This window comes from Hymenobacter fastidiosus, from assembly GCF_039539565.1.
GTDB classification, from domain to species: Bacteria; Bacteroidota; Bacteroidia; order Cytophagales; family Hymenobacteraceae; genus Hymenobacter; species Hymenobacter fastidiosus.
Genome location: NZ_BAABDJ010000002.1, coordinates 143,857 through 164,222, shown reverse-complemented (window position 1 = coordinate 164,222; position 20,366 = coordinate 143,857). Strand labels below are relative to the sequence as shown.

Here is a 20,366-nt window from a genome sequence, read left to right as displayed (position 1 = left end):
CCCTACCGGAACACTACGAAACGCGGCCCTTCCGGGCGCAGCTTTTTGTGGAGGAGCAAGCCGCTCAGCACTGGCTGGCCAACAGCTAAGACTCCGCAGAGCTGCCACCGCTGACTTATAGCCGTTTGGTAATCAGCAGCCCCCCGTAGGAATGGCCGTTCACGTTCAGCCCCTGCACCGGGCTGAAGGAATAGCCGGGGCGACGCCCCGACTTGTGCAGCTGCGGCACCACAATGCCTACCGTGGTGCCGATGGCGTAGCCCACGATGTTATCGGAGAGAAAATGTTTGCCGGCTTCCATGCGGTAGTAGGCTACGGCCGCCGGCACCAGCGCTGCTGCGCCCCACACGAAGGGCTGGGCCGCTGAACTGGGGTTGAAATCGTGGAAGACCTTGGCCGCGAAAAACGTGGCCGTAGCCGTGTGGGCCGTGTGGCCGGCAAAAAAGGAGTTCGTCGTAATCTTGCTTGTGCGCTTGGCGCCGCCTTCGGGGCCGTACACGAACGGGCGCAGGCGGTACACCGTACCCACCGTCATGGTGAACATAGCCGCCGTGGTGGCCATCGTTTCCAGGTAGAGCCCCAGCACCTGGCCGTAGCGGCCGCGGGCCGGCTCGTTCAGGGCCAGCAAACCCGGCGCGACCACCAGCGAACCGTAGCACAGCAGGTCGCTTGCCGTCTGGGCCCGGGTGCTGTAGTTGCCCGCCGCGAACCGGTCGAACTTGGGTACGTCGTTCTTGTTAAGCGCGGCCAGCTCGGCTTCGGTAGCCCCATCCTTCTGCTGCACCAGGTACAGCCCCAGGCCATTGACAGCGCCCAGCCCCAGAATAATCGGTCCATCAACCCCTAAGCGGGTGTGGTAGGGCGAGGCCGGAGCCTGTTGGGCGGTAGCGGCGGGAACCGCCGTCAGCAGCGTAAGGGCCAGCAGGAGAGAGTAGGCGGGCTTCATAGAACCTGGAAAAGTATGAAGCTGAAACGCGGAACCCAACGGTAGGGTTAGGCTCCCGGATGTCGGGCTGATATTCGGGTCGTAGCGCCCCGCCAACCCACGAGGTTCGTCCGAAGACGAACGAGATACGTGTTTCCGGCGGCGGGCTCTACCACCTCACCCCGTCGTTCACCACGAAGGACTTGAGCAAAACCAGCATCCCTTCATCGATATCCGACGGGTAGGGGTCCGAAAAGTCGGCGCGGTGCGGGTTGAGGTACCCGATCAGCCGCAGGAAGTCGTCGTCGGACAGCCTTTGAAAGCCCATGGACCAGTCCATAAAAACGCGCTCCTCAATAGCTCCATCGGCCAGCGTTATGATGGCCGTATGGCGGTGGTCGGCCCTGATCCGATCATATAGCTGCTGCACGGGGGCCGCCGGCCCTTCCAGAACCTGCAGAAAGTTGTCGTTGCCATAGAGGAGCAGACCCGTGATACCCAGCTGGCTGTTGTTGGCGTGGGACTGCTGCAGCAGGAATCTGAGATCCGCTCTGGTCGGATGCCCCACGGCACAGCTTTGGTAGACGATATGATGCATAGCAGAAAAGTATGCCCGGGCGTAACCGTCAGCCTACGCAATGGCTTTTAAGATCGGCTATCAGAATCAAGGTAGCCGATTAAGGACCGGAAAACAAGCTGAACTGGTTCGCAGTCAGGCCTGGGAGTGGTCGTCGGCGTTGATGATTTACTTTCCCGGGACTTACGCACTCCTGGCCTAGTAACGGTTCACGCAGTGTTGCGCAGTGGAAGGACGCAGTGTTCTGCAGTGCCGTTCAACAAAACCCCTGCGAAACACTGCGTGCAAATCACCTCGAACCTAAAGTGTGGAAGCCCTATTTCCATTGAACCCGGTTCCCTGCCAAACAGGTGGGCTTCCCGCTTAGGTAGCCCGCGGATACCTTACCGTTTGGTATCCCCGGCGGGGAGCTCCACCAGTGGCCGGGCGGGCTTGCTGAGCGCCAATCGTAAGCTAAACAGGGCTAGCAACAGCGTTAGCGGGGTAAAAACCAGCTTTTCGAAAGCCGTCGTTGCCAGCAGATTCCCTACGGTGTTGGCCAGGAACAGGCCGGTCATACTCCAGAGAATGGTTGGGAGCAGTAGGCGGGGCAGACGCACCTTCACAAGGCCGGCCCTAACCGCCACCGCCGTGAGCATCATGAGGTTGAGCAGGATGGAAACGGTTTCGAAAGTCAGCAGCTGGGTTTCGTCGGTCAGGCGGCCACCCCATACTATCGCGAAAGGAATTACCCGGAGCAGCACCAGCACATGAAACAGCACCACGGCCGAAAGAATAATCAGCAGGCCATTAGCGGCGGCTCTTTCCGTGATAAGCTTCATGTTTTGAGCAGTAGCAGGCAGGGGGTGGTGTGCCCGGGTTTTGAGAACCACCGGGAGGCAAGTAGCTCATCTTTTCCGAGCCTATCAACTCTAGGACTTACGCAAAACCCTCCTGGTGCCATTTCACGCAGTGTTTCGCAGTGTTAAACCGCAGTGTTTCGCAGTGTTTAACGTCCTCGCACTGCGAAACACTGCGGTTTAACACTGCGAAACACTGCGTGAAAGCATTTTGCGTAAGTCCTAAACTCTACTTTGCCTCAACCCCACGACGTCCTCTGCCCTTAGCTTGCCCCGGCGGCTTTGGCTACCCGCCCAATCACGGCAAAAAGCGGATCGGAGCGGCGGGGGTCGGGGCTGCGGTCGAGTAGCTCGGGGTCGTGCCAGCCGCCGGCGGCCCGCAGGTACTGCTGCACCAGCGCCAGGTGGCCGCGGTCGTCGAGGGCGTGCCAGGCGGCCACGGCTTTGCTGGGGAAGCAGCGGTTGGAAAAGGTGATGACCAGCGGAGCGTCGGGGCGCAGCACCCGGGCCAGCTCGCGCAGTACGGCCACGGGCTGGGTCAGGTAGTCGATGGAAACGCAGATGGCCGCGCCGTCGAAAGTATTATCGTCGAAAGGCAGCGCCGGCTGCTGGTTGAGGTCCTGCACCACGTAGGCGGCCAGCCGGGGGTTGGCGCGCAGCTCGGCTTCGTTCAGCCCCAGGCCCACCACCCGCGCATACGGTACGTCGGCCGGCAGGTGGCTTATCCAGCTGCTCATCAGGTCGAGCAGCGTGCCGTGGGCTGGGAAATAGTCGCCGTAGAGCCGGGTAACGGCCGCGATAGCCGCCTCATCGATATGGGTGACGAAGCGGGGATGCTGGTAGAAGTGGGCGTCGGGGGTTTCGTCCTGCCGCCGAAACGTGCCGGGCGGAAAGGCGGAGCTGGGGTCAGAAGTCATGAAGCCGGGGTTGGAGCGGAACTAGGCACAATTAACCGCCGAACGACCGGCCCGGTTTCGGGCGCCGCATGCTGCCACGCGCCCCCGGTCAGCGCAGGTTCTGCCGCGGGAAAGAACTGGCCGCCGTAGCCCCCCGGGCAAAATAAGCCCCTACCGTTCGCGCCGCGGGGAATATCGGGGAAAGCTATACCTTCAGGGCCTGCCCTAAAGAGCCGCCCCCAGGGCCGGAAACCACGCCGGCGCCTGGGGCGGCCCGTTCTGTTGGCAGTGGCTTTCGCCCCGTTCTACCGCATGAAGAAACTCTACCCGCTCCTGCCTGGCCTGCTGCTGCTGCTGCTGCTCAACGCCCACGGTACCGCCGCCCAGACCCTGGCCGAAAAAACCAAAGGGATGCAGAAATTTGCCGGCTTCTTTCCCTTCTACTGGGACGAGGCCAGCGGCCGGATTCTCCTCGAAATTGATAAGCTCGACCAGGAAATCCTCTACGTCAGCTCCCTGCCCCAGGGCGTGGGCTCCAACGACCTGGGCCTGGACCGGGGCCAGATCGGGCAGACCCGCATCGTGAAGTTCGTGCGCAGCGGCCCCAAGATTATGCTGCTCCAGCCCAACTACGACTTTCGTGCCGTGAGCACCAACGCCGACGAGCGCAGATCGGTGGAGCAGGCCTTTGCCCGGTCCGTCGTCTGGGGCTTCAAGGCCGAGGCCCGGGAAGGCAACCGGGTGCTGGTCGACTTCACCCCGTTTCTGCTGCGCGACAGCCACCTGATCGGCGACAAGCTGGAAGACCTGAAGCAGGGCACCTACAAAGCCGATGAAAGCCGGTCGGCCGTTTTCCTGCCCAATACCAAGGGCTTTCCGCAGAACTCCGAGTTCGAGGCCCTCATCACCCTCGTTGGCAAAGCCAAGGGCCGGGAAATCAGCTCGGTGACGCCCGACGCCAACGCCGTGACGGTGCACATGCACCACTCGCTGATTCAGCTGCCCGACGCCAACTATCAGCCCCGCGCCTTCGACCCGCGGGCCGGCTACTACGCCAACGAGTTCATGGACTACGCCACGCCCATCGACCAGCCCATTATGCAGCGGCAGCTGGTGCGGCACCGCCTGCGCAAGCAGGACCCCACCGCGGCCGTGAGCGAGCCGGTGCAGCCCATCATCTACTACCTCGACCGGGGCGCGCCCGAGCCCGTGCGCTCGGCTTTGCTGGAAGGGGCCGCGTGGTGGAACCAGGCCTTCGAGGCCGCCGGCTACCGCAACGCCTTTCAGGTGAAGCTGCTGCCCGCAGATGCCGACCCGATGGACATCCGCTACAACCTGATTCAGTGGGTGCACCGCTCCACCCGGGGCTGGTCGTACGGCGCGTCGATTTCGGACCCGCGCACCGGCGAAATCATCAAGGGGCAGGTATCCTTGGGCTCGTTGCGGGTGCGGCAGGATTTCCTGATTGCCGAGGGCCTGCTCCAGCCCTACGCCGACGGGCAGCCCAGAAACCCCGAGATGCTGCGCATGGCCGTAGCCCGCCTGCGCCAGCTTTCCGCCCACGAGGTGGGCCACACCCTGGGGCTCTACCACAACTACTCGGCCAGCACCCAGGAGCGGGCCTCGGTGATGGACTACCCCATGCCCCGCATCAAAACGCGCCCCGACGGCAGCATCGACCTGAGCGAGGCCTACGCCACCGGCATCGGCAGCTGGGACAAGCGCGCCATCCTCTACGGCTACCAGGATTTCGGCCCAACCGCCGACGAGGCTGCGGCCCTGCAAGCCATTATGACCCGGACCCTGGCCGAGGGCTACGCGTTTATTTCCGACGCCGACGCCCGCGCGCCCGGCGGGGCCCACCCCGCCGCCCACCTCTGGGACGAAGGCCCCAACGCCGCCGCCGAGCTCAACCGCCTGATGGACGTGCGCCGGCAGCTGCTGGCGCGCTTCTCCGAAAACGCCCTGGCCCCCGGGCAGCCCATGGCCCTGCTGGAGGAAGTGCTGGTCCCGATCTACCTGCTCCAGCGCTACCAGGTGGAAGCCGCGGCCAAAGAAATCGGCGGCCTCTACTACACCTACGCCGTGAAGGGCGACGGCCAGACCATCACCCGGTTCGTGGAGCCGGCCGAGCAGTGGCTGGCGTTCGAGGCGCTGCTGCGCACGATTTCACCCCGGGAGCTGGCGTTGTCGGAGGAGCTGCTGGCCAAGATTCCGCCCCGCCCCGTGAACTACGCCCGCAGCCGCGAGACCTTCCCCACCCGCACCGGCCTCACCTTCGACCCCACCGGCGCGGCCGAGTCGGCGGCGGCCACCACGCTGGACTTCCTGCTCAACCCCCAGCGGGCCGCCCGCCTGCAGGAATACCACGCCCGCCACCCCGGGCAGCCCGGCCTGGCCGCGGTGCTGGACAAGCTGCTGGCCCGGACCTGGGGCAGCAAGCCCGAGACCGGCTACCCCGGCGAGCTGCAGCGCCTGGTGCAAACCCTCACCCTGCACAAGCTGCTGGCCCTGGCCGCCGCCCCGCAGGCGCCGGCCGGCGTGCAAGCCCTGGCAGCCCTGAAAGTGGATGAGCTGAAAACCCGGTTGCAGAAAGAACAGAAGTCCGCCAAAGACGAGGGCCGCCGCGCCACGGCCTTGGCGGCCCTGCGCACCATCGGCCAGTTTGAAGAAGCCCCCGAGAAATTCCAGCCCGCCCCTACCCTGCCCATGCCCGACGGCGCCCCCATCGGCGACGACGGCTGCGAAGGGTTTTGAGGAGCACTGGATTGGCACATGCACATAATAGAGTTGTTCCCAAATACTACAAAGGAGGCGTCATGCTTCGGCTGCGCTCAGCATGACGGGCTTTTATTACCCTTATCCCCTCTCTCCCCGGGAAAGCCCCGCAGCTGGCACCCGCCTCCGTTGCCGCGCCTACCATCTGCTCGTCGGCAACAACATTACCGGAAGCAGAGCGGTATTACCGACTCCCGATGACCGGCCGGATCCGAGCAGGTTAGCAAAGTTCCCCGGCCCGATAAGCTGGCACCCTCATCCAGGAAGATTTATGGCTACTATGTCTGCCCCGCGTACCGACAACTCTCCCGAAACCGCTGCCGCGCCGGGAACCATCGTCCTGGCCGGCGCTACCGGCGCGCTGGGCCTGCTGATTGCCCACCAGCTGCGCCAGCGGGGCGCTACCGTGCGGGCCCTCGTGCGACCCGCGGCCAGCGCCAAGGCGGAGGCCGATTCGCTCCGGCTCCAGGGTGTGGAGGTAGTGGCCGTAGACTACAACGATGCGGCCGAGCTGACGAAAGCCTGCGCCGGCGCAACCTGCGTGGTGTCGGCCTTGTCGGGGCTGCGGGCGGTGATTGTGGACGCGCAGACCCAGCTGCTCGACGCGGCGGTGGCGGCCGGCGTGCCGCGCTTTATCCCCTCCGACTTTTCCGCCGACTTCACCCGGCTGCCCGAGGGCTCCAACCGCAACTTCGACCTGCGCCGCGAGTTTGCCCGCCGGCTCGACCAGGCGCCCATTCAGGCCACGTCCATCTTCAACGGCATGTTCGCCGATCTGCTCACGGGGCAGGCCCCGGTGGTGTTGGCGGGCCCGCGCCGGGTGCTTTACTGGGGCAGCCCCGACCAGCCCCTGGACTTCACCACGATGGTGAACACCGCTGAGTTTACGGCCGCCGCGGCCCTTGATGCCACCACGCCCCGCTACCTGTGCGTGGCCGGCGAAGTAGCCAGCATCCGCGGGGTGCAGGCCGCCGCCCGCGCCGCCACGGGGCAGGAATACAAGCTGTTCCGGGCCGGCAGCCTGGGTTTCCTCGGCACCATGATCCAGGTGACCAAAACCCTGATGCCCGCCAAGGACGACGTATTTCCGCCCTGGCAGGGAATGCAGTACCTGCACAATATGCTCAGCGGCCAGGCCAAGCTACCCTCCCTGGATAACGCCCGCTACCCCGGTATCCGGTGGACTTCGGTGCGGGAAGTGCTGGCCGCCAAAGCTTAGTTAAGGGCCGAAGTGTGGCGGTGCGGAGAAACTGACGGCTGAACGAGGTAGAGACGCGACCCTTCGCGTCTCCCGCATGCTGATGTTGTTACTGCTGTTACGCAGTCTGTTACTTGTTGCTGGTTGCTTGTTTCTGGTTGGCCGTTTTTGAGCCGTTTTTTGGGCGCACATTCAACCAGAAACGAGAAACAAGCAACGAGAAACAAGCAACGAGAAACGACTTGAAACACCAGTTGCCAAATTTGCCTGCGTAACATCAGGTTTAGGACTTACGCGAAATGCTTTCACGCAGTGTTTCGCCGTGTTAAACCGCAGGGTTTCGCAGTGCGAGGACGTTAAACACTGCGAAACCCTGCGGTTTAACACGGCGAAACACTGCGTGAAATGGCACCAGGAGGGTTTTGCGTAAGTCCTAAGGTTGTTAAAGCGGCCCGGTTCTGGTCGTTCAACGCCGAGACGCGAAGTATCGCGTCTCTACCTCGTTCGGGCAGCCAAAAAACAATTTCAGCAGCTTGTTGCATAGCCCGCCACACGCCCGGCGGGGTAATGCCCGCCCGGACGGCGTTTCTATAATTCACCGGGCCAATGCGCACATAGGCCAGCAGCGTCCGATCAACGGTGGCGGGCACTGCGGCTACGGCATATTGCTTTGCCAGGCGGCTCCAGCCCAGGCGGGAAAGCAGGAAGCTGATCAGGCCAAAGAAGGCCCCGAAGACGGGCAGCAGCAACAGGGACAGCCAGAGTACGATGGGGTGCGTGACCCGGAATACGCTTTGAACGGGCGGGAGTTGAAGACTGGTTTTCCGCCGGGCGCGGGTTGGGGAGCGGCCGGCCAGGAGCCCAGGGTAACTCCCCCCTACTTGATATAGCGGGCCAGCGTCGCTTTCAGGTCTTCCCCGTGCAGGTTGGCCGCTACGATTTTACCCGTCGGATCGATCAGAAAATTCTGCGGCACCGCGCGAACGTGGTAGCGTTGCGCAACCTCGTTGTCCATGCCGCGCAGGTCCGATACCTGGGGCCAGGTCAGGTGGTCTTCCTGAATGGCCTTCACCCATTTCTCGCGGGTCTTCTCGTTATCGACCGATACGCCCAGAATTTCGAAGTTGCGGCCTTTGTATTCGTTATACAGCTTGATGACGGCGGGGTTTTCCGCCCGGCAGGGGCCGCACCACGAGGCCCAGAAATCAATCAGCACGTACTTGCCCCGGTAGTCGGCCAGCGCCACGGTCTTGCCTTCGGGCGTTTGCTGACTGAACGCGGGAGCCTGCGTGCCAATGGCTATATCCTTGAGCTCCCGCACCATTTTACCGTACTGGCGGCCTTGCGGGCTGTTCTTGAGAGCCGGACTGAAGGCCTCGTAGAGCGGGGCCACTACCGCGTATTGCGGCACCTCCCACATGCCTATGCCCGTCAGCGCGTCCAGGCTCACCCAGGAATTCGGGTTGGCTTTGATAAAATCCCGGTTACGCTGGACTATTTCCTTATTGAAGGCTTCAAACTGAGCCTGCATACGCTCCGCAAAAGCCGGAGAATTCCGCTGTTCCGACGGCACCTTCTGTGACTCCGCTCCAAACGCTTCCATCTTAGCGGAAATCGGCTTCAGGGCGGCCTGGAGCCGTTGGTTATCCGCCGTTACCGGACCACCCGTGATGGTGGCCTTCCGCAACAGCTCGGGGCTTGTGAGCACCACCGGGCCAGGCTCCAGAAATACCTGGGCAACATCCATCTCCCCATACACCCCAGTTCCCAGCTTGCCGTTGCGCTTGATCACCAGACTTGCGCTTTGGGGCACATCCGTGGTGCCCTTCAGCTCGAACGTGCCGTTTTTGAACGTCGCGGAATCCAGTACCTCATTCCCGCGCAGCAGGTAAATTTTGGCGGGAGCGTTCAGCTGGCCGATTTTCCCTTTCACGGTGTAGGGAACCGGGGCCTGCGCCTGCGCCAGGCCCGGCACCAATAGCAGGAAACTCAATAGGTGTTTTTTCATAGGAGCTAAAATGGAAGAGAAGGAAGCAAAGTAAAATTCTGGTTAATGATAGCACCCAGGAAGCAGAATCTTCGGCGCTGACGCACGTTTCTAAACGCGGGCCCCTTGGTTTCTGGTATCTGCCCCAGCGGCCCGCCCAAAGTAGGCGAACGGCGCGGATAGCTTCGCGTCAGACCTGGGTGGTTGTGCGGGCCCCGGATAGCCCGAGGGACAAGGAAATGAGCCCAAAAAAGGCGCGAACGTTTTCGCTGGCGTCACTGCTGAAGCGGGTGAGCAAGGGAAACGGCCAGAATGCCAGGGAAGCGCCGCCCCAGGTGCAGGGGTTGGGCAGACGTGGTACCGCCCCGCCGAGGATGCTCGGCGGGGCGGTTTTGGGGGTCAGACTTTCCACTGCGCCCGGCGGTGCCGTTTCCAGCTTTGTTGCGGGCTGGCCCGAGTGGCGTTGTCGGTTTCGGGGCCGTGGGGGAAGCAGACGGAACACCCGCGGGCGTTGCCGAAGACGACCCGCGCCACCTGCACGGTGGAGAATTTGGCCGGGAAGTCGATCAGCCGGCTTCCCTCAACGCGGCCGAAGGCTCTGGTGAGCTGTTTCACTCGTTTCATGGGGCTTTGAAGTGGTACTCAAAGCGGGGTGCCTTTGGCGCAGGGAAGCATGAGGCGGGTTTTACTGGTGTTGTACGACGAGGCGAAGCCGGTTTGCCGCCGGCGCGGTAGTGGAGGCACAACCTCCACTCATGGCTGATTACGAGTTACGCTACGCTGAACCCGCGCCGGATTGGCGCTGACTAGAGTCACGCGGCACCGCTGCCTGGCGGCAATTGAGTACGCCGGGCCGGATCATTTACGGGCCTTCTTACGCATGGGCGCGGCACTGGCCATGGACGAGGACACGAGCTGGCCATTGCGCACAATTGCCTTGCCGTCTATTTCTACCGTTGCGTTGGCAATAGCAAATGAATAGCCCCCGGCCGACTTGTTTCGGCCACCCTGTAATTCATTGTCGCCAATGCCCAGATAGACCATGCCCGCGGCGGTACTCGGGTTGTAGCCCTTGTCTTCCTGGGGCTTCATCACCGGGTTCAGGCCGATGGAAAAGGTGCTGATCTGCATAGCCGCGGCGTCGTAGGCCCCCATCCACTGCTGGAAGGTTTCAGCGCCCGCATCGGCCCGTACGTTGGTCAGCTTGCCGCCTTGCAGGTCGGCTTTGAAGCCCTTCAGGGGCTTACCCGTCAGCGTGCCGGTGGCCGCGGCCAGCTTGCCCGTGGCCGATGTTTCGTCCACGCTCCCGTAGATCAGCCCACCGGGCAGGCGGGCCGTGCGGTTATACACCAGCTTTTCCTGCTGATCGGCAGCCGACACCACGCCGTCGTCGGCGAATACCGGCCGCGCGGCCAGCTGCAGGGTCAGGTCGGTGCCCGAGGGCGAAGTAACGCGCATTTTCTTGCCCGACGACAGGACCTGTTTCAGCTGCTGCGCCTGCGCCGCCACGGCCGTATAATCGGTCCCGATGCCGGCCCAGACCATCTGCTCGTAACTGGCAAGATCCAGCTGCTGATTAGCGGCGAAGCTCTTGTTGGGGTAGCTCACAAACACTCCCCGTAGCTTGCTGGCGTCAAGCTTTTGGTTGAATCCGCTTTCGGCGTTGACCTGGGCAAACTTCGCATTGCGGGTCGGGCTCATGCCGTCCATTACCGCGCGGGAGTCTTCGTTTTGGGGCAGCGAAATCAGTACATCGGCCTGCAGCATCCAGTTGTTGCTTTTCTCCGGCATTATCGCCGCCTCCGGCATTTCCATGTTGATCGTCCGCTCCACTTTGTCGGTGGTCATCATCATCGTCGGCTGACCACCCGTGCGGGCTACTTCCACGGCCACGGCCTCCATCAAGGGCAGCGTGTGCTTGCCGCCGGTAATGATGACGGCATCCCCCGCCTTCACCCCGGCCGACGTGTTGACAATCTGCTTGGCCATCTGCTCGTAATTCTGCCCGCACACCGGGCCCGCTGCCAGCAGCAAACCCATCAAACAACCGGTTAATACATCACGACTTACCATTGGAATAGGGTTGAAGGTGAAAAAGTTAGCCGTTCGGGACAGCCAATCGCAGCTGGCCTCCCCGAACGGCTATGGGCCCCAACTGTCCAGCAGCAAAGCGTTATGTCGCCCTGAGCTATATAACAAGTTAAATATTATATATAGTAAAAACATTATAGCAAGGACAGCTTCTTTTGGCCCCCCGCTGGAGATGCCCATGGGGTTTTCGCCCCGGAACCCGTTAGAACAGTGTATGGACCGGTGCGGATGATTCGCGCCTGTGACGCGGCGCCAGTAGGTCACGCGTCCCCGACGCCCGCCCGCCGGAACGAAAAGCGCCGCCCCGGTTTGCTGGGGCGGCGCGGTATCGGTTTGCTGGTGGCGCGGCTGTGGAATTACAGCCTCCACATCAGGGCTGGTCACGAGCTACCAGTTCGCGTCAGTTGTGGAGATAAGCAGCGGGGTACCGCTGACGCAGGATTTGAGATACAACCTTTGCTGCAGTGTCAAGCACAAGTTCACGTCAGATTATGGCCTCAGAAGGAAACGGCAGCCTTCTCTAAATTCAGATCTTTAGGGGCCATTGCTAGCACATACAGTGCATTATCTATACAATCTTTCGCACTATAATTCGTAGCTATATAAATAGACCTGCCTTTATATTTAGCCTGAATACTTGATACTTTGATAGGCTTCTCTAAATAAAATAAACTTCTAGTTTTCCCAGCTTTATCAGAAAGAGGCAGCGATATATCAAGGTTGTTAGCAAGAATAAACTTGCAAGACTCGACCAAAATATCTTTCCATATTTTGATGGATAACACACTACCATCAGGCAGCTTCAATAGCGTGGGTTTCTGACCATTTTCTAACTTTAGGCCCTTGATTTTTGCCAGTTCTATAAAGGGTGGCGATTGAGTTTCATTCGACGAACCCTTGATATTTTTTATTTGGCTCTTTACATTGTTAGATGACTTCATAAAAGCGCCATCTACTTTATCTAATATTTGACTTGTGCTGTCAATACTATCTTTATAGCTATAACCATTTAAATAGCCAGAATAGCCACAATGTGCAGCATCCAATAATTGAATAAACTGGACTGCACTTTGCAGCAATGTTGTTTCAGATAGACAAAAACTAAACGACTCAATGGCGCCTTTATTAAGATTAGTGTAACAATGCCAGTTAATACCGTCTGTTATAAATACGGTTTGCACTTTAAACCCCAATGCATAGCCTAACACTTTGCTTACATATCCATGTTTTTCCAAATTCTCGCCCAGGCATTTTGCTTCAATAACAATTTGAGGTGTACCTGAAGAATCGAATAATAAGTAATCTACCCGTAAGTCCCCTCCAATGGTCTTCTCAGGCTCAACCATTCTTACATTACTTGTATCCCAGCCAAATACCCTTAAAACTGGATCAATCAAAGCTGCTCTAGTCGCCGCTTCATTCTTCTTTAACAACGCTGAATCAGCAGCAGCGCTTCTACAAACAGTTTGCAACACTCCGCAAAGAGTAGCAAGAGGACTTATTACAGACATTATATGATCCCGGTTAACCTATTGAGAAAAATATTGATTGTGACTGCACACCCGATTTAAGATATTTTACTCCCGCCCCGGAATCTGCACGCCCCGTTCCCGGGCCACGTTCTGGGCAATCTCATACCCCGCATCCGCATGCCGCAAAACACCCATCCCAGGGTCCGTGGTCAAAACCCGCTTCAACCGCTCGGCTTTTTCGGGGGTTCCGGTGGCTACTATCACCATGCCGGAGTGGGTGGAGTTGCCGATGCCTACGCCGCCGCCGTTGTGCAGGCTCACCCAGTCGGCGCCGCTGGCGCAGTTGGCCAGGGCGTTGAGCAGGGGCCAGTCGGCTACGGCGTCGGAGCCGTCCTTCATGCCTTCGGTTTCGCGGTTGGGCGAGGCCACCGAGCCGCAGTCGAGGTGGTCGCGGCCGATGACGATGGGGGCCAAAACTTCGCCCCGGGCCACGAGGTCGTTGATGACCAGGCCGAACTTCTCCCGCTCGCCGTAGCCCAGCCAGCACACCCGGGCGGGCAGGCCGATGAAGGGTACTTTGGCCTGAGCCTTTTCGATCCAGCGGGCCAGCATCTTGTTGTCGGGGAAGGTTTCGAGCAGGGCGCGGTCGATGCGCAGGATGTCCTGGGGGTCGCCGCTGAGGGCAACCCAGCGGAACGGGCCTTTACCCTCGCAGAATAAAGGCCTGATATACGCGGGCACGAAGCCGGGGTAGAGAAACTGGCCGTTGTCGTCGCGCACCTTCAGGCCGCCTTTCTCGGCTTGCCCGCGCAGGTTGTTGCCGTAGTCGAGGGCCACGGAGCCGGCGGTCTGCATATCGATGATGGCCTGGCAGTGCTTCACGATGGAGGCCAGCGCCCGGCGCTTAAACTCTCCGGGGTTGTCGGCGCGCAGGGCCAGCACCTCGGTGATGTCGCCTTCGGGCAGGTAGTCCATCAGGTCGTGGGCCGAGGTCTGGTCGGTGACGATATCCACGTTGAATTTCCGGGCCAGCAGCTCCGGCAATACCGTGGCGGCATTGCCGGTGAGGCCGATGGACCAGCCTTGGCGTGCCTGCCGGTATTGCTCGCAGAGCGCCAGGGCGTGGTCCAGGTCGCGGGCCTGCTCGTCGAGGTAGCCTTCGCGCACCTTCTGCTTCACCCGCTCGTCGATGGGCTCGACAACCAGGCACACGCCGTCGTTCATGGTCACCGACAGCGGCTGGGCCCCGCTCATGCCGCCCAGCCCGGCCGTGACGGTGACGGTGCCGGCCAGGGTGCCGCCGAAGTGCTGGTCGGCCACGGCGGCGAAGGTTTCGTAGGTGCCCTGCAGAATGCCCTGGGTGGCAATATAGATCCAGGAGCCCGCCGTCATCTGCCCGTACATCATCAGGCCCAGCTTGTCGAGCTCGTCGAAATACTCCTGGGTACTCCAGGCGGGCACGAGGTTGGAGTTGGCGATGAGCACCCGCGGGGCGTGGGCCCAGGTGCGCAGCACGCCTACCGCTTTGCCCGACTGCACCAGCATGGTTTCGTCGGGCGCCAGGTTTTTCAGGGTCTTGACGATGGTCTGGTACTCCTTCCAGTTGCGGGCGGCGCGGCCGGCCCCGCCGTACACGATCAGCTCGTCGTAGACCAGACTCACGGCGGGGTCGAGGTTGTTTTCCAGCATGCGCAGGGCCGCCTCGGCTTCCCAGGTTTTGCAGCGCAGCGTGGTGCCGTGCTGGGCCCGCACCGTTTCCGCGGGCTGGTACTCGTAGAACATCGGCCGCGTGGTAGCCCCTCCCCCGGCCCCTCCCCTTTTGGGAGGGGTGCCAGACGTAGTTTTATCGGACTGGCTGGTGGCTTCGAGGTTCAGCTCGGGGGTATCGGGGGCGGAGGGCGGCATGGGCGGGAATTGGGGGCGGTGAGTGGGGTAGCAAGTTATATTTTTCGCCCTTCTCCGCTGTTGCTCTTTGCGCCTGCTTTTCCTGCGGTCGTCCCGAGTTCCGTGAAAAGCCTGCCTCGGCGTGGGCGACCAGCCTTTTCACCAAGCTATACTCAGCACGAAGTAGGGCGGGGGCAAGCCCCGCATCCTACTTCCTTTTCGCGAACCACTGCGTGAGGAGTAATCCGACACTGTAGCGAGGTAAAGGGTTTATGCAATACATAGGCCTGGTCAGTAAAGCAGCAGAAAGGTTATGCGCTGGGGTCCGGATGACCGCACAAAAGAATAGCGTAGCATCAAGTCAGGCTACTGGACTCAGTTATACCCACGACGGGCATTTCTGCGTAATCACTTTTCCTCTCACTCAAGCTACTGATCTTATGAAACAAGTTGCCAAGGGCGTCCATCAGCTCACCATCCAGCGGTTTGTCAATCTATATTTCGTCGAAACCAGGCAGCCGGGCGAGTGGGTGCTAGTCGACACGGGCCTGCCGGGCTCGGAAAAGGCCATCATTGCCGCCGCCGACAAGCTGTTCTACCCCGGCACCCACCCCGCGGCCATCATCCTGACCCACGGTCATATGGACCATGCGGGCTCGGTGCGGGCCCTGGCCGAGCACTGGAAAGTACCGGTGCTGGCCCACCCGCTGGAAATGCCCTTCCTGACCGCCAAAGCCGTGTATCCGCCCGCCGACCCCACCGTCGACGGCGGGGGCTCCCTGGCTTTGGTAGCCCGGTTTTTCCCGCCCCAGTCGTTCCAGTATTCCGACCTGATGCAGAAGCTACCGACCGACTCGGACGCCGTGCCCTACCTGTCCGAATGGCGCTGGCTGCACACGCCCGGCCACGCCCCCGGCCACCTGGCCCTGTTCCGCGAGTCGGACCGCACTCTGCTGGGCGGTGATGCCTTTGCTACCGCCAACCATGAATCGGTGCCCAGCCTGCTGCTGATGCTGCCCGAAATCAGCGTGGCCGGCGCGCCCTTCAACTACGACTGGGAGCAGGTGCGCAGCTCAGTGCAGCAGCTGGCCGCCCTGCGCCCCGACGCCATCGGCTGCGGCCACGGCCCGGCCGTGCAGGGGGCCAAATACACCGAACAGCTCCAGCACCTGGCCGACAACTTTCCCATGCCCAAACACGGTCGTTACGTTTCCGAACCCGCCCGCTTCGATGCCAATGGCGTTGTCTCGGTTCCTCAGGCCGCCCAAGACCCGTTGCGTGGCAGGCTGGCTATTGCGGCCGCCGGCGTGGCCGCCATGGTAGGTGTGGCGCTGCTGGTGAAAAAGCAGCGGAAGGGCCAGCAAAACAAGTACCCGCGCCCGACTTCCGAAACGCCCCGCAACCCGCGCACGGGCAAGGCGCCGGAGTAAGCCTCCCCCCCCGGCTCCCTTTTCCAAGGGAGCCGGGGGGGGCCTTATACAGTGTGCCGCAGCGTCGGCTTTTGCCTCCCCTGCTACCAGGCCAGGCAGCGGCGCTACCCTCACCAAACCGGCCTTCAACTGCTAAGTTGAAGGCCGGTTTTCGTTGCTGACGACTGGCTCCCCCTCTCCCCTGGGAGAGGAGGCTGGAGGGGTGAGGCTTACAGCTGGTTTATCTTAACACTGCCCTTCACGGTCACCGCTTTCATTGGAGCACCACCCTGGCCCAGGGTGGCCGTCACCACTTTCTGCAGGGTTTCCGAATTCGTCACGGGCAGCTTGCCGGCGCTGATGGTGCCAATGGTGGTAGCGGCGTAGAGCCGGGCGGAGTAGGCTTTGGGCAAATCCCAGGTGATGCTGCCGTTGGTGGTCTGCACGTCGAGCCCCTCGCCTACCCATTTGGGGCCGGTCAGCCTGATGCGGATACCGCCGTTCAGCGTGCGGCCCTGAATGCTGCCGCCCACGTTGACGAGGGAAATACCGCCGTTGGCCGCCTCGAAGGTCACCGGACCCAGCAGGTCGCTGAGGTTGATGCCGCCGTTGAGCGTACGCAGCGTCAGGGCCATATTGCGGGGCACGAACACCTCGTAGCTCACGGCCCAGCCCAGCTCGCCGTCGGCGGTGCTTTCAGCCCGCAGGGTATAGTCCTGGGCCCGGATGGTGATGCTCTGGCCCAGCTTGCGGGCTTCCGCGTCGGTTTTACCCCAGGCCAGGATTTTGGCCCGCACCCGCACGTCGGGCCCGTCCCAGCCTTTCACCGTGATGCCCCCATTGGAACGGCCATCGATGGTGATACCCTGCCCGGCGGGAGCGGGCAGGATTTTGTCGCGGGTTTCGCAGTAGCGCTTGCTGCTGCTGCTGGTAAAGGTGCCGTCGCCGCACAGCGTGGTGAATACGGGAGCCGTCTGGGCCCGGGCAAAACCGGTCAGCAGGGTGAGGGCTAAAGCGAAAAACGGGGTTTTCATGGGTTATGGCGCGGGGTGGAGGCCAGACAGCAGGTTGCTCGTGCCCACAAGCACAAATGCTGCCTAATAGTTGCCCCGGCGCGGCCGGACGGCGAATAAACCAAAAGCAGCGCGAGCCGGGGCCCGCGCTGCTTTTTACTGGTGGTCTGGCCAAGACTAATCCCGGTTCACTTTGATGCCGCCGTTGGTGGTTACGGCCTTCACCCTGGCCCCGCCCTGCCCCAGGGTGGCTGTGATTTCCTTGTACATCAGGCCGGATTTGGTAACCGGCAGACCCGCCGCGGAAATACCACCCGCATTGGTACTGGTGTACAGCTGGGCCGAGTAGTCTTTGGGCAGGCTCCAGGTGATGCCGCCGTTGGTAGTTTGTACGTCGAGTCCCTCGCCTTCCCACTTGCTGCCGGTCAGATTGATGCTTACGCCGCCATTGGTGGTCTGGCCCTTCACCTGGCCGGCCACGTTACTCAGGGCAATACCCCCGTTCACGGTTTCGAAGCTGATGCTCGACTCCAGGTTGCTCAGGCTGATGCCACCATTGACGGTATTCAGGGCTAAAGCCGTTTTGCGGGGCACAAACACCTCGTAGCTTACGGCCCAGCCTTCCAGCAGCCCTTTCGCCCCGATGGCGCGCAGGGTATTGCCGCTGGTGCTGATGGCAACGCCCTTGGCCAGGTCGGTGGCGTCGGCGTCGGTTTTGGCCCAGGCAGATATTTTAACCCGCACCCGGACGTCGGTACCATCCCAGCCGGTCACCGAAATACCGCCATTGGTCCGGCCGTCGATGGTCAGCGTCTGGCTGCCGGGGCCGGCCATGGTCAGATCACGCGTTTCGCAGAACCGCTTGTTGGTCCTGCTGCCGGAGTTGCGGTCGTCGCAGGCAGAAGTGAAGACCGGCGCGGTCTGGGCCAGGGCGGCGGACGAAGCCAGGCCGAGTAGCAGGGCAGAAAGCAAAGTTTTCATAGGAGCAGGGAAAGAAAGTGACGGTTGGTTTAGGGGGCAGATGCGGCCCGGGCCGGAAGCGTTGCCCGAAACAACGAAATATTTCGTAGATACTTATTACCGAAGCCGAATATTGTTCCGCAGTACCTTTCGGCTGACTTTTACCCTTCCGGCATCGCTACAAAATACTAGCCCAGCAGCGGCCGCAGCACTTCGGCGTAGGAGCGGCTGACGCGCACGGTATGGCCGCCGGTCAGCGTGGCGTAGTAGCCCCCGGACCCGTCGCGCTCCAGGGCGTGCACGGCATCGAGCGCCACCAGCACCGAGCGATGAATGCGGATAAACTGCCGCGGATCGAGGCGCTGCGCCAGCTGCGAGATTCCCAGGTTGCTCAGAAACTGGCCCGCGGCGGTGTGCAGGGTGGTATAGTCGCCGGCGGCTTCCACGTACCGGATTTCGCGTACGGGCACGGCCTGCAAACGCGTTCCGTGGGGCACGAACAACCGCGCGGGGAAAGCTGCCGGCGGCTGCGGCCCGGCGGCCTTTTCTTCCAGTCGCAGCAGCAGCTGCTGGAGGGCCGCATCCGGCGCGGCAGCCCGGGCCAGGGTCCGCTCCACGGCCTGGCGGAACCGCGGCCGGTCGTAGGGCTTCAGCAGGTAGTCGAGGGCTCCGGCTTCAAACGCGTTCAGCGCGTACTGGTCGTAAGCGGTAGAAAAGATAACTCGGGGCACCTCCTCGAGCTGGGCCAGCACCTCAAAGCCCGTCAGCCCGGGCATCTGAATATCCAGGAAGATCAGCTCGGGCCGCAGCCGTCGGATGGCTTCGACGGCGGCCAGCCCATCGGCACACTCCCCCACAATCACCAGCTGAGGGAAATCGGCCAGGTACTGCCGCATGATGGTGCGGGCAGGCGCTTCGTCGTCGATGAGCAGCACGTTCATGCGGAGGCAGGAATAGGGGTGAGCACGGCGGCCCCCCGCGGGGCGGCGGGCAGCGGGGGGCCCAAGGGCAGCACGAAGCTGACGCGCAGGCCCTGGGGTGAGTTAGGACTGATTTCGAGGCCCGGACTGCCCAGCGCCAGCAGGCGGGCGTGGGTATTGCGCAGCCCCAGGCCCGCCGGACTGAGCAGCAACCCGGCCGGGAGCTGGCCGCGCAGCCCCACGCCCGTATCGGCGACCACCACGCGGATGGCGGCCGGGCCAGCCGGCTCAATCAGCAGCCCCACGGTGCCGCCGCTGACGCTGGGGGCCAGCCCGTGGCGCACGGCATTTTCCACCAGCGGCTGAATCAGCATGGGGGGAATGCGCACGGCCAGCAGCGTTTCCGCCACGGCAACCTCCGTGGCCAGCCGCGCCCCGAAGCGAAACTGCTCCAGCTCCAGATAGGCCCGCAGGAAGCTGATTTCGTCGGCCAGGGGCAGCAGCTCCTGGCGGGAGGCCTCCAGGGCGAAGCGGAAGGTGTGCGCCAGGCGCGCAATCAGCCCGCGGGTGGCTTCCAGCTCGGGCGGCACGGAGGCGCTGATGGCGTGGAGGGTATTGAACAGAAAGTGCGGGTTGAGCTGGGCTTTGAGGGCGGCTACCTCGCTGTGGTGGGCCTGCTGGCGCAGCTGCTGCTCCCGGCCACTTTGCCAGCGCAGCCGCCGGGTGAACTCCACCACGTGAAATACGCCGAACTGCACCCCGTAGAACAGCGTCGGAATGTAGATATCCCAGATGCGGCCGTCGCCGGCGATGCCCCCCAGCCCCAGGCCCCGCAGCAGGGCGTAGTAGCTCCCAATCCACGCGCCCACCCACAGGGGCGCCAGCGCCAGATGCGCCAGCAGCCGCCCCGGGCCGGCAGCCCGCCGCAGCGGCCCCCGAAACAGCAGCCACCACACGGGCAGGGTCCAGAGGGCCTTCAGCGGATAGTCGAGCAGCACCACCCGCACCAGATAGTCGGGCAGGGCGTTCGGCTGGAATTCCCGCACGGCGTAGGCAATAACCCAGGCGTAAAACCCGGCAAACACCAGGTAGAAAACGGCCATGGCCGCCAGGTCCCGCGCCGTGAGGCGCGGCCGGGGCTCCAGGGCCCGGGGGTCGGCAGCTCTATTTTCAGAAGTTAGCACCGGGCAGTTCTCTCTTGTGGTTGGGCCGAACAAGCGGCGGTTATTCGGTCGGCCCTGACTTACTCAGCCGCAAGAAACAAGGTAGCCAACTTGACGACCAGTTCCTCGCCCCGCTTCGTGTGCCGCCGGATGCTGCGTACAGCAGCTCCCAAGCGGAGCAGTTAACCGAGAGCAAGCGAAAGCGCCGGGGTTTATACTCCTCACGAAATGGTTCGCGAAAAGGAAGTAGGGTG

General features: G+C 62.2%; 17 protein-coding genes. 3 read left to right on the top strand and 14 right to left on the bottom strand.

Going from position 1 to position 20,366, the window contains the following annotated elements:
* Positions 1-115: 115 nt before the first annotated feature.
* The 4 genes from ABD833_RS01475 to ABD833_RS01460 all read right to left on the bottom strand — a co-directional run bounded on the left by ABD833_RS01475 (position 116) and on the right by ABD833_RS01460 (position 3,258).
* Positions 116-946: a phosphatase PAP2 family protein gene (locus ABD833_RS01475; RefSeq protein WP_345070493.1), complete on the bottom strand. Its 831-nt coding sequence runs from the start codon at positions 944-946 to the stop codon at positions 116-118.
* Between the two features lie 148 nt (positions 947-1,094).
* Positions 1,095-1,523: a BLUF domain-containing protein gene (locus tag ABD833_RS01470; RefSeq protein ID WP_345070491.1), complete on the bottom strand. Its 429-nt coding sequence runs from the start codon at positions 1,521-1,523 to the stop codon at positions 1,095-1,097.
* Between the two features lie 362 nt (positions 1,524-1,885).
* Positions 1,886-2,323 carry a hypothetical protein gene (locus ABD833_RS01465; RefSeq protein WP_345070489.1) on the bottom strand — a complete coding sequence of 146 codons (438 nt, stop codon included), beginning with the start codon at positions 2,321-2,323 and terminating at the stop codon, positions 1,886-1,888.
* Positions 2,324-2,604: 281 nt separating this feature from the next.
* Complete coding sequence (locus ABD833_RS01460; RefSeq protein ID WP_345070488.1) at positions 2,605-3,258, bottom strand: class I SAM-dependent methyltransferase; 654 nt, start codon at positions 3,256-3,258, stop codon at positions 2,605-2,607.
* 291 nt (positions 3,259-3,549) lie between these two features.
* Here ABD833_RS01460 and ABD833_RS01455 point away from each other — a divergent pair, with 291 nt between their 5' ends.
* Positions 3,550-5,994 carry a zinc-dependent metalloprotease gene (locus ABD833_RS01455; RefSeq protein ID WP_345070487.1) on the top strand — a complete coding sequence of 815 codons (2,445 nt, stop codon included), beginning with the start codon at positions 3,550-3,552 and terminating at the stop codon, positions 5,992-5,994.
* A gap of 292 nt (positions 5,995-6,286) precedes the next feature.
* Positions 6,287-7,234 carry an NmrA family NAD(P)-binding protein gene (locus ABD833_RS01450; protein WP_345070486.1) on the top strand — a complete coding sequence of 316 codons (948 nt, stop codon included), beginning with the start codon at positions 6,287-6,289 and terminating at the stop codon, positions 7,232-7,234.
* Between the two features lie 359 nt (positions 7,235-7,593).
* Here the strand turns inward: ABD833_RS01450 and ABD833_RS01445 are convergent, their stop codons facing one another.
* From ABD833_RS01445 to hutU, 6 genes are all read right to left on the bottom strand, one after another.
* Complete coding sequence (locus ABD833_RS01445; protein WP_345070485.1) at positions 7,594-7,962, bottom strand: hypothetical protein; 369 nt, start codon at positions 7,960-7,962, stop codon at positions 7,594-7,596.
* A gap of 128 nt (positions 7,963-8,090) precedes the next feature.
* Positions 8,091-9,221: a redoxin domain-containing protein gene (locus ABD833_RS01440; RefSeq protein ID WP_345070484.1), complete on the bottom strand. Its 1,131-nt coding sequence runs from the start codon at positions 9,219-9,221 to the stop codon at positions 8,091-8,093.
* Between the two features lie 378 nt (positions 9,222-9,599).
* Complete coding sequence (locus tag ABD833_RS01435; RefSeq protein WP_345070483.1) at positions 9,600-9,824, bottom strand: hypothetical protein; 225 nt, start codon at positions 9,822-9,824, stop codon at positions 9,600-9,602.
* 234 nt (positions 9,825-10,058) lie between these two features.
* Entirely contained in the window at positions 10,059-11,240 is a 1,182-nt protein-coding gene (locus ABD833_RS01430; RefSeq protein ID WP_345070481.1) for an aminopeptidase, read from the bottom strand.
* Between the two features lie 548 nt (positions 11,241-11,788).
* Entirely contained in the window at positions 11,789-12,802 is a 1,014-nt protein-coding gene (locus ABD833_RS01425; protein ID WP_345070480.1) for a hypothetical protein, read from the bottom strand.
* Between the two features lie 66 nt (positions 12,803-12,868).
* The gene (gene hutU, locus ABD833_RS01420) at positions 12,869-14,668 is read right to left on the bottom strand and encodes a urocanate hydratase (protein WP_345070478.1); all 1,800 of its coding nucleotides are present in this window, start codon (positions 14,666-14,668) and stop codon (positions 12,869-12,871) included.
* Positions 14,669-15,087: 419 nt separating this feature from the next.
* Here hutU and ABD833_RS01415 point away from each other — a divergent pair, with 419 nt between their 5' ends.
* Positions 15,088-16,077: an MBL fold metallo-hydrolase gene (locus ABD833_RS01415; protein ID WP_345070477.1), complete on the top strand. Its 990-nt coding sequence runs from the start codon at positions 15,088-15,090 to the stop codon at positions 16,075-16,077.
* 209 nt (positions 16,078-16,286) lie between these two features.
* On the opposite strand, the gene ABD833_RS01410 is transcribed toward ABD833_RS01415, so the two are convergent.
* The 4 genes from ABD833_RS01410 to ABD833_RS01395 form a co-directional block, all read right to left on the bottom strand.
* The gene (locus ABD833_RS01410; protein WP_345070476.1) at positions 16,287-17,090 is read right to left on the bottom strand and encodes a DUF4097 family beta strand repeat-containing protein; all 804 of its coding nucleotides are present in this window, start codon (positions 17,088-17,090) and stop codon (positions 16,287-16,289) included.
* A gap of 156 nt (positions 17,091-17,246) precedes the next feature.
* The gene (locus ABD833_RS01405) at positions 17,247-18,050 is read right to left on the bottom strand and encodes a DUF4097 family beta strand repeat-containing protein (protein ID WP_345070474.1); all 804 of its coding nucleotides are present in this window, start codon (positions 18,048-18,050) and stop codon (positions 17,247-17,249) included.
* A gap of 167 nt (positions 18,051-18,217) precedes the next feature.
* Positions 18,218-18,970 (bottom strand): LytR/AlgR family response regulator transcription factor, encoded by a 753-nt coding sequence (locus tag ABD833_RS01400; RefSeq protein ID WP_345070473.1) that lies wholly within the window; start codon positions 18,968-18,970, stop codon positions 18,218-18,220.
* Positions 18,967-20,133 (bottom strand): sensor histidine kinase, encoded by a 1,167-nt coding sequence (locus ABD833_RS01395; protein WP_345070472.1) that lies wholly within the window; start codon positions 20,131-20,133, stop codon positions 18,967-18,969. Before ABD833_RS01395 ends, ABD833_RS01400 begins: the two co-directional genes overlap by 4 nt.
* Positions 20,134-20,366: the final 233 nt, after the last annotated feature.

What these genes read in the sequence shown, in the direction of transcription:
- ABD833_RS01465 (WP_345070489.1), bottom strand. Translation starts at nt 2,323, where the DNA reads ATGAAGCTTATCACGGAAAGAGCCGCCGCTAATGGCCTGCTGATTATT.
- ABD833_RS01425 (WP_345070480.1), bottom strand. Translation starts at nt 12,802, where the DNA reads ATGTCTGTAATAAGTCCTCTTGCTACTCTTTGCGGAGTGTTGCAAACT.
- ABD833_RS01410 (WP_345070476.1), bottom strand. Translation starts at nt 17,090, where the DNA reads ATGAAAACCCCGTTTTTCGCTTTAGCCCTCACCCTGCTGACCGGTTTT.
- ABD833_RS01460 (WP_345070488.1), bottom strand. Translation starts at nt 3,258, where the DNA reads ATGACTTCTGACCCCAGCTCCGCCTTTCCGCCCGGCACGTTTCGGCGG.
- ABD833_RS01440 (WP_345070484.1), bottom strand. Translation starts at nt 9,221, where the DNA reads ATGAAAAAACACCTATTGAGTTTCCTGCTATTGGTGCCGGGCCTGGCG.
- ABD833_RS01455 (WP_345070487.1), top strand. Translation starts at nt 3,550, where the DNA reads ATGAAGAAACTCTACCCGCTCCTGCCTGGCCTGCTGCTGCTGCTGCTG.
- ABD833_RS01450 (WP_345070486.1), top strand. Translation starts at nt 6,287, where the DNA reads ATGGCTACTATGTCTGCCCCGCGTACCGACAACTCTCCCGAAACCGCT.
- hutU (WP_345070478.1), bottom strand. Translation starts at nt 14,668, where the DNA reads ATGCCGCCCTCCGCCCCCGATACCCCCGAGCTGAACCTCGAAGCCACC.
- ABD833_RS01405 (WP_345070474.1), bottom strand. Translation starts at nt 18,050, where the DNA reads ATGAAAACTTTGCTTTCTGCCCTGCTACTCGGCCTGGCTTCGTCCGCC.
- ABD833_RS01475 (WP_345070493.1), bottom strand. Translation starts at nt 946, where the DNA reads ATGAAGCCCGCCTACTCTCTCCTGCTGGCCCTTACGCTGCTGACGGCG.
- ABD833_RS01415 (WP_345070477.1), top strand. Translation starts at nt 15,088, where the DNA reads ATGAAACAAGTTGCCAAGGGCGTCCATCAGCTCACCATCCAGCGGTTT.
- ABD833_RS01400 (WP_345070473.1), bottom strand. Translation starts at nt 18,970, where the DNA reads ATGAACGTGCTGCTCATCGACGACGAAGCGCCTGCCCGCACCATCATG.
- ABD833_RS01470 (WP_345070491.1), bottom strand. Translation starts at nt 1,523, where the DNA reads ATGCATCATATCGTCTACCAAAGCTGTGCCGTGGGGCATCCGACCAGA.
- ABD833_RS01435 (WP_345070483.1), bottom strand. Translation starts at nt 9,824, where the DNA reads ATGAAACGAGTGAAACAGCTCACCAGAGCCTTCGGCCGCGTTGAGGGA.
- ABD833_RS01430 (WP_345070481.1), bottom strand. Translation starts at nt 11,240, where the DNA reads ATGGGTTTGCTGCTGGCAGCGGGCCCGGTGTGCGGGCAGAATTACGAG.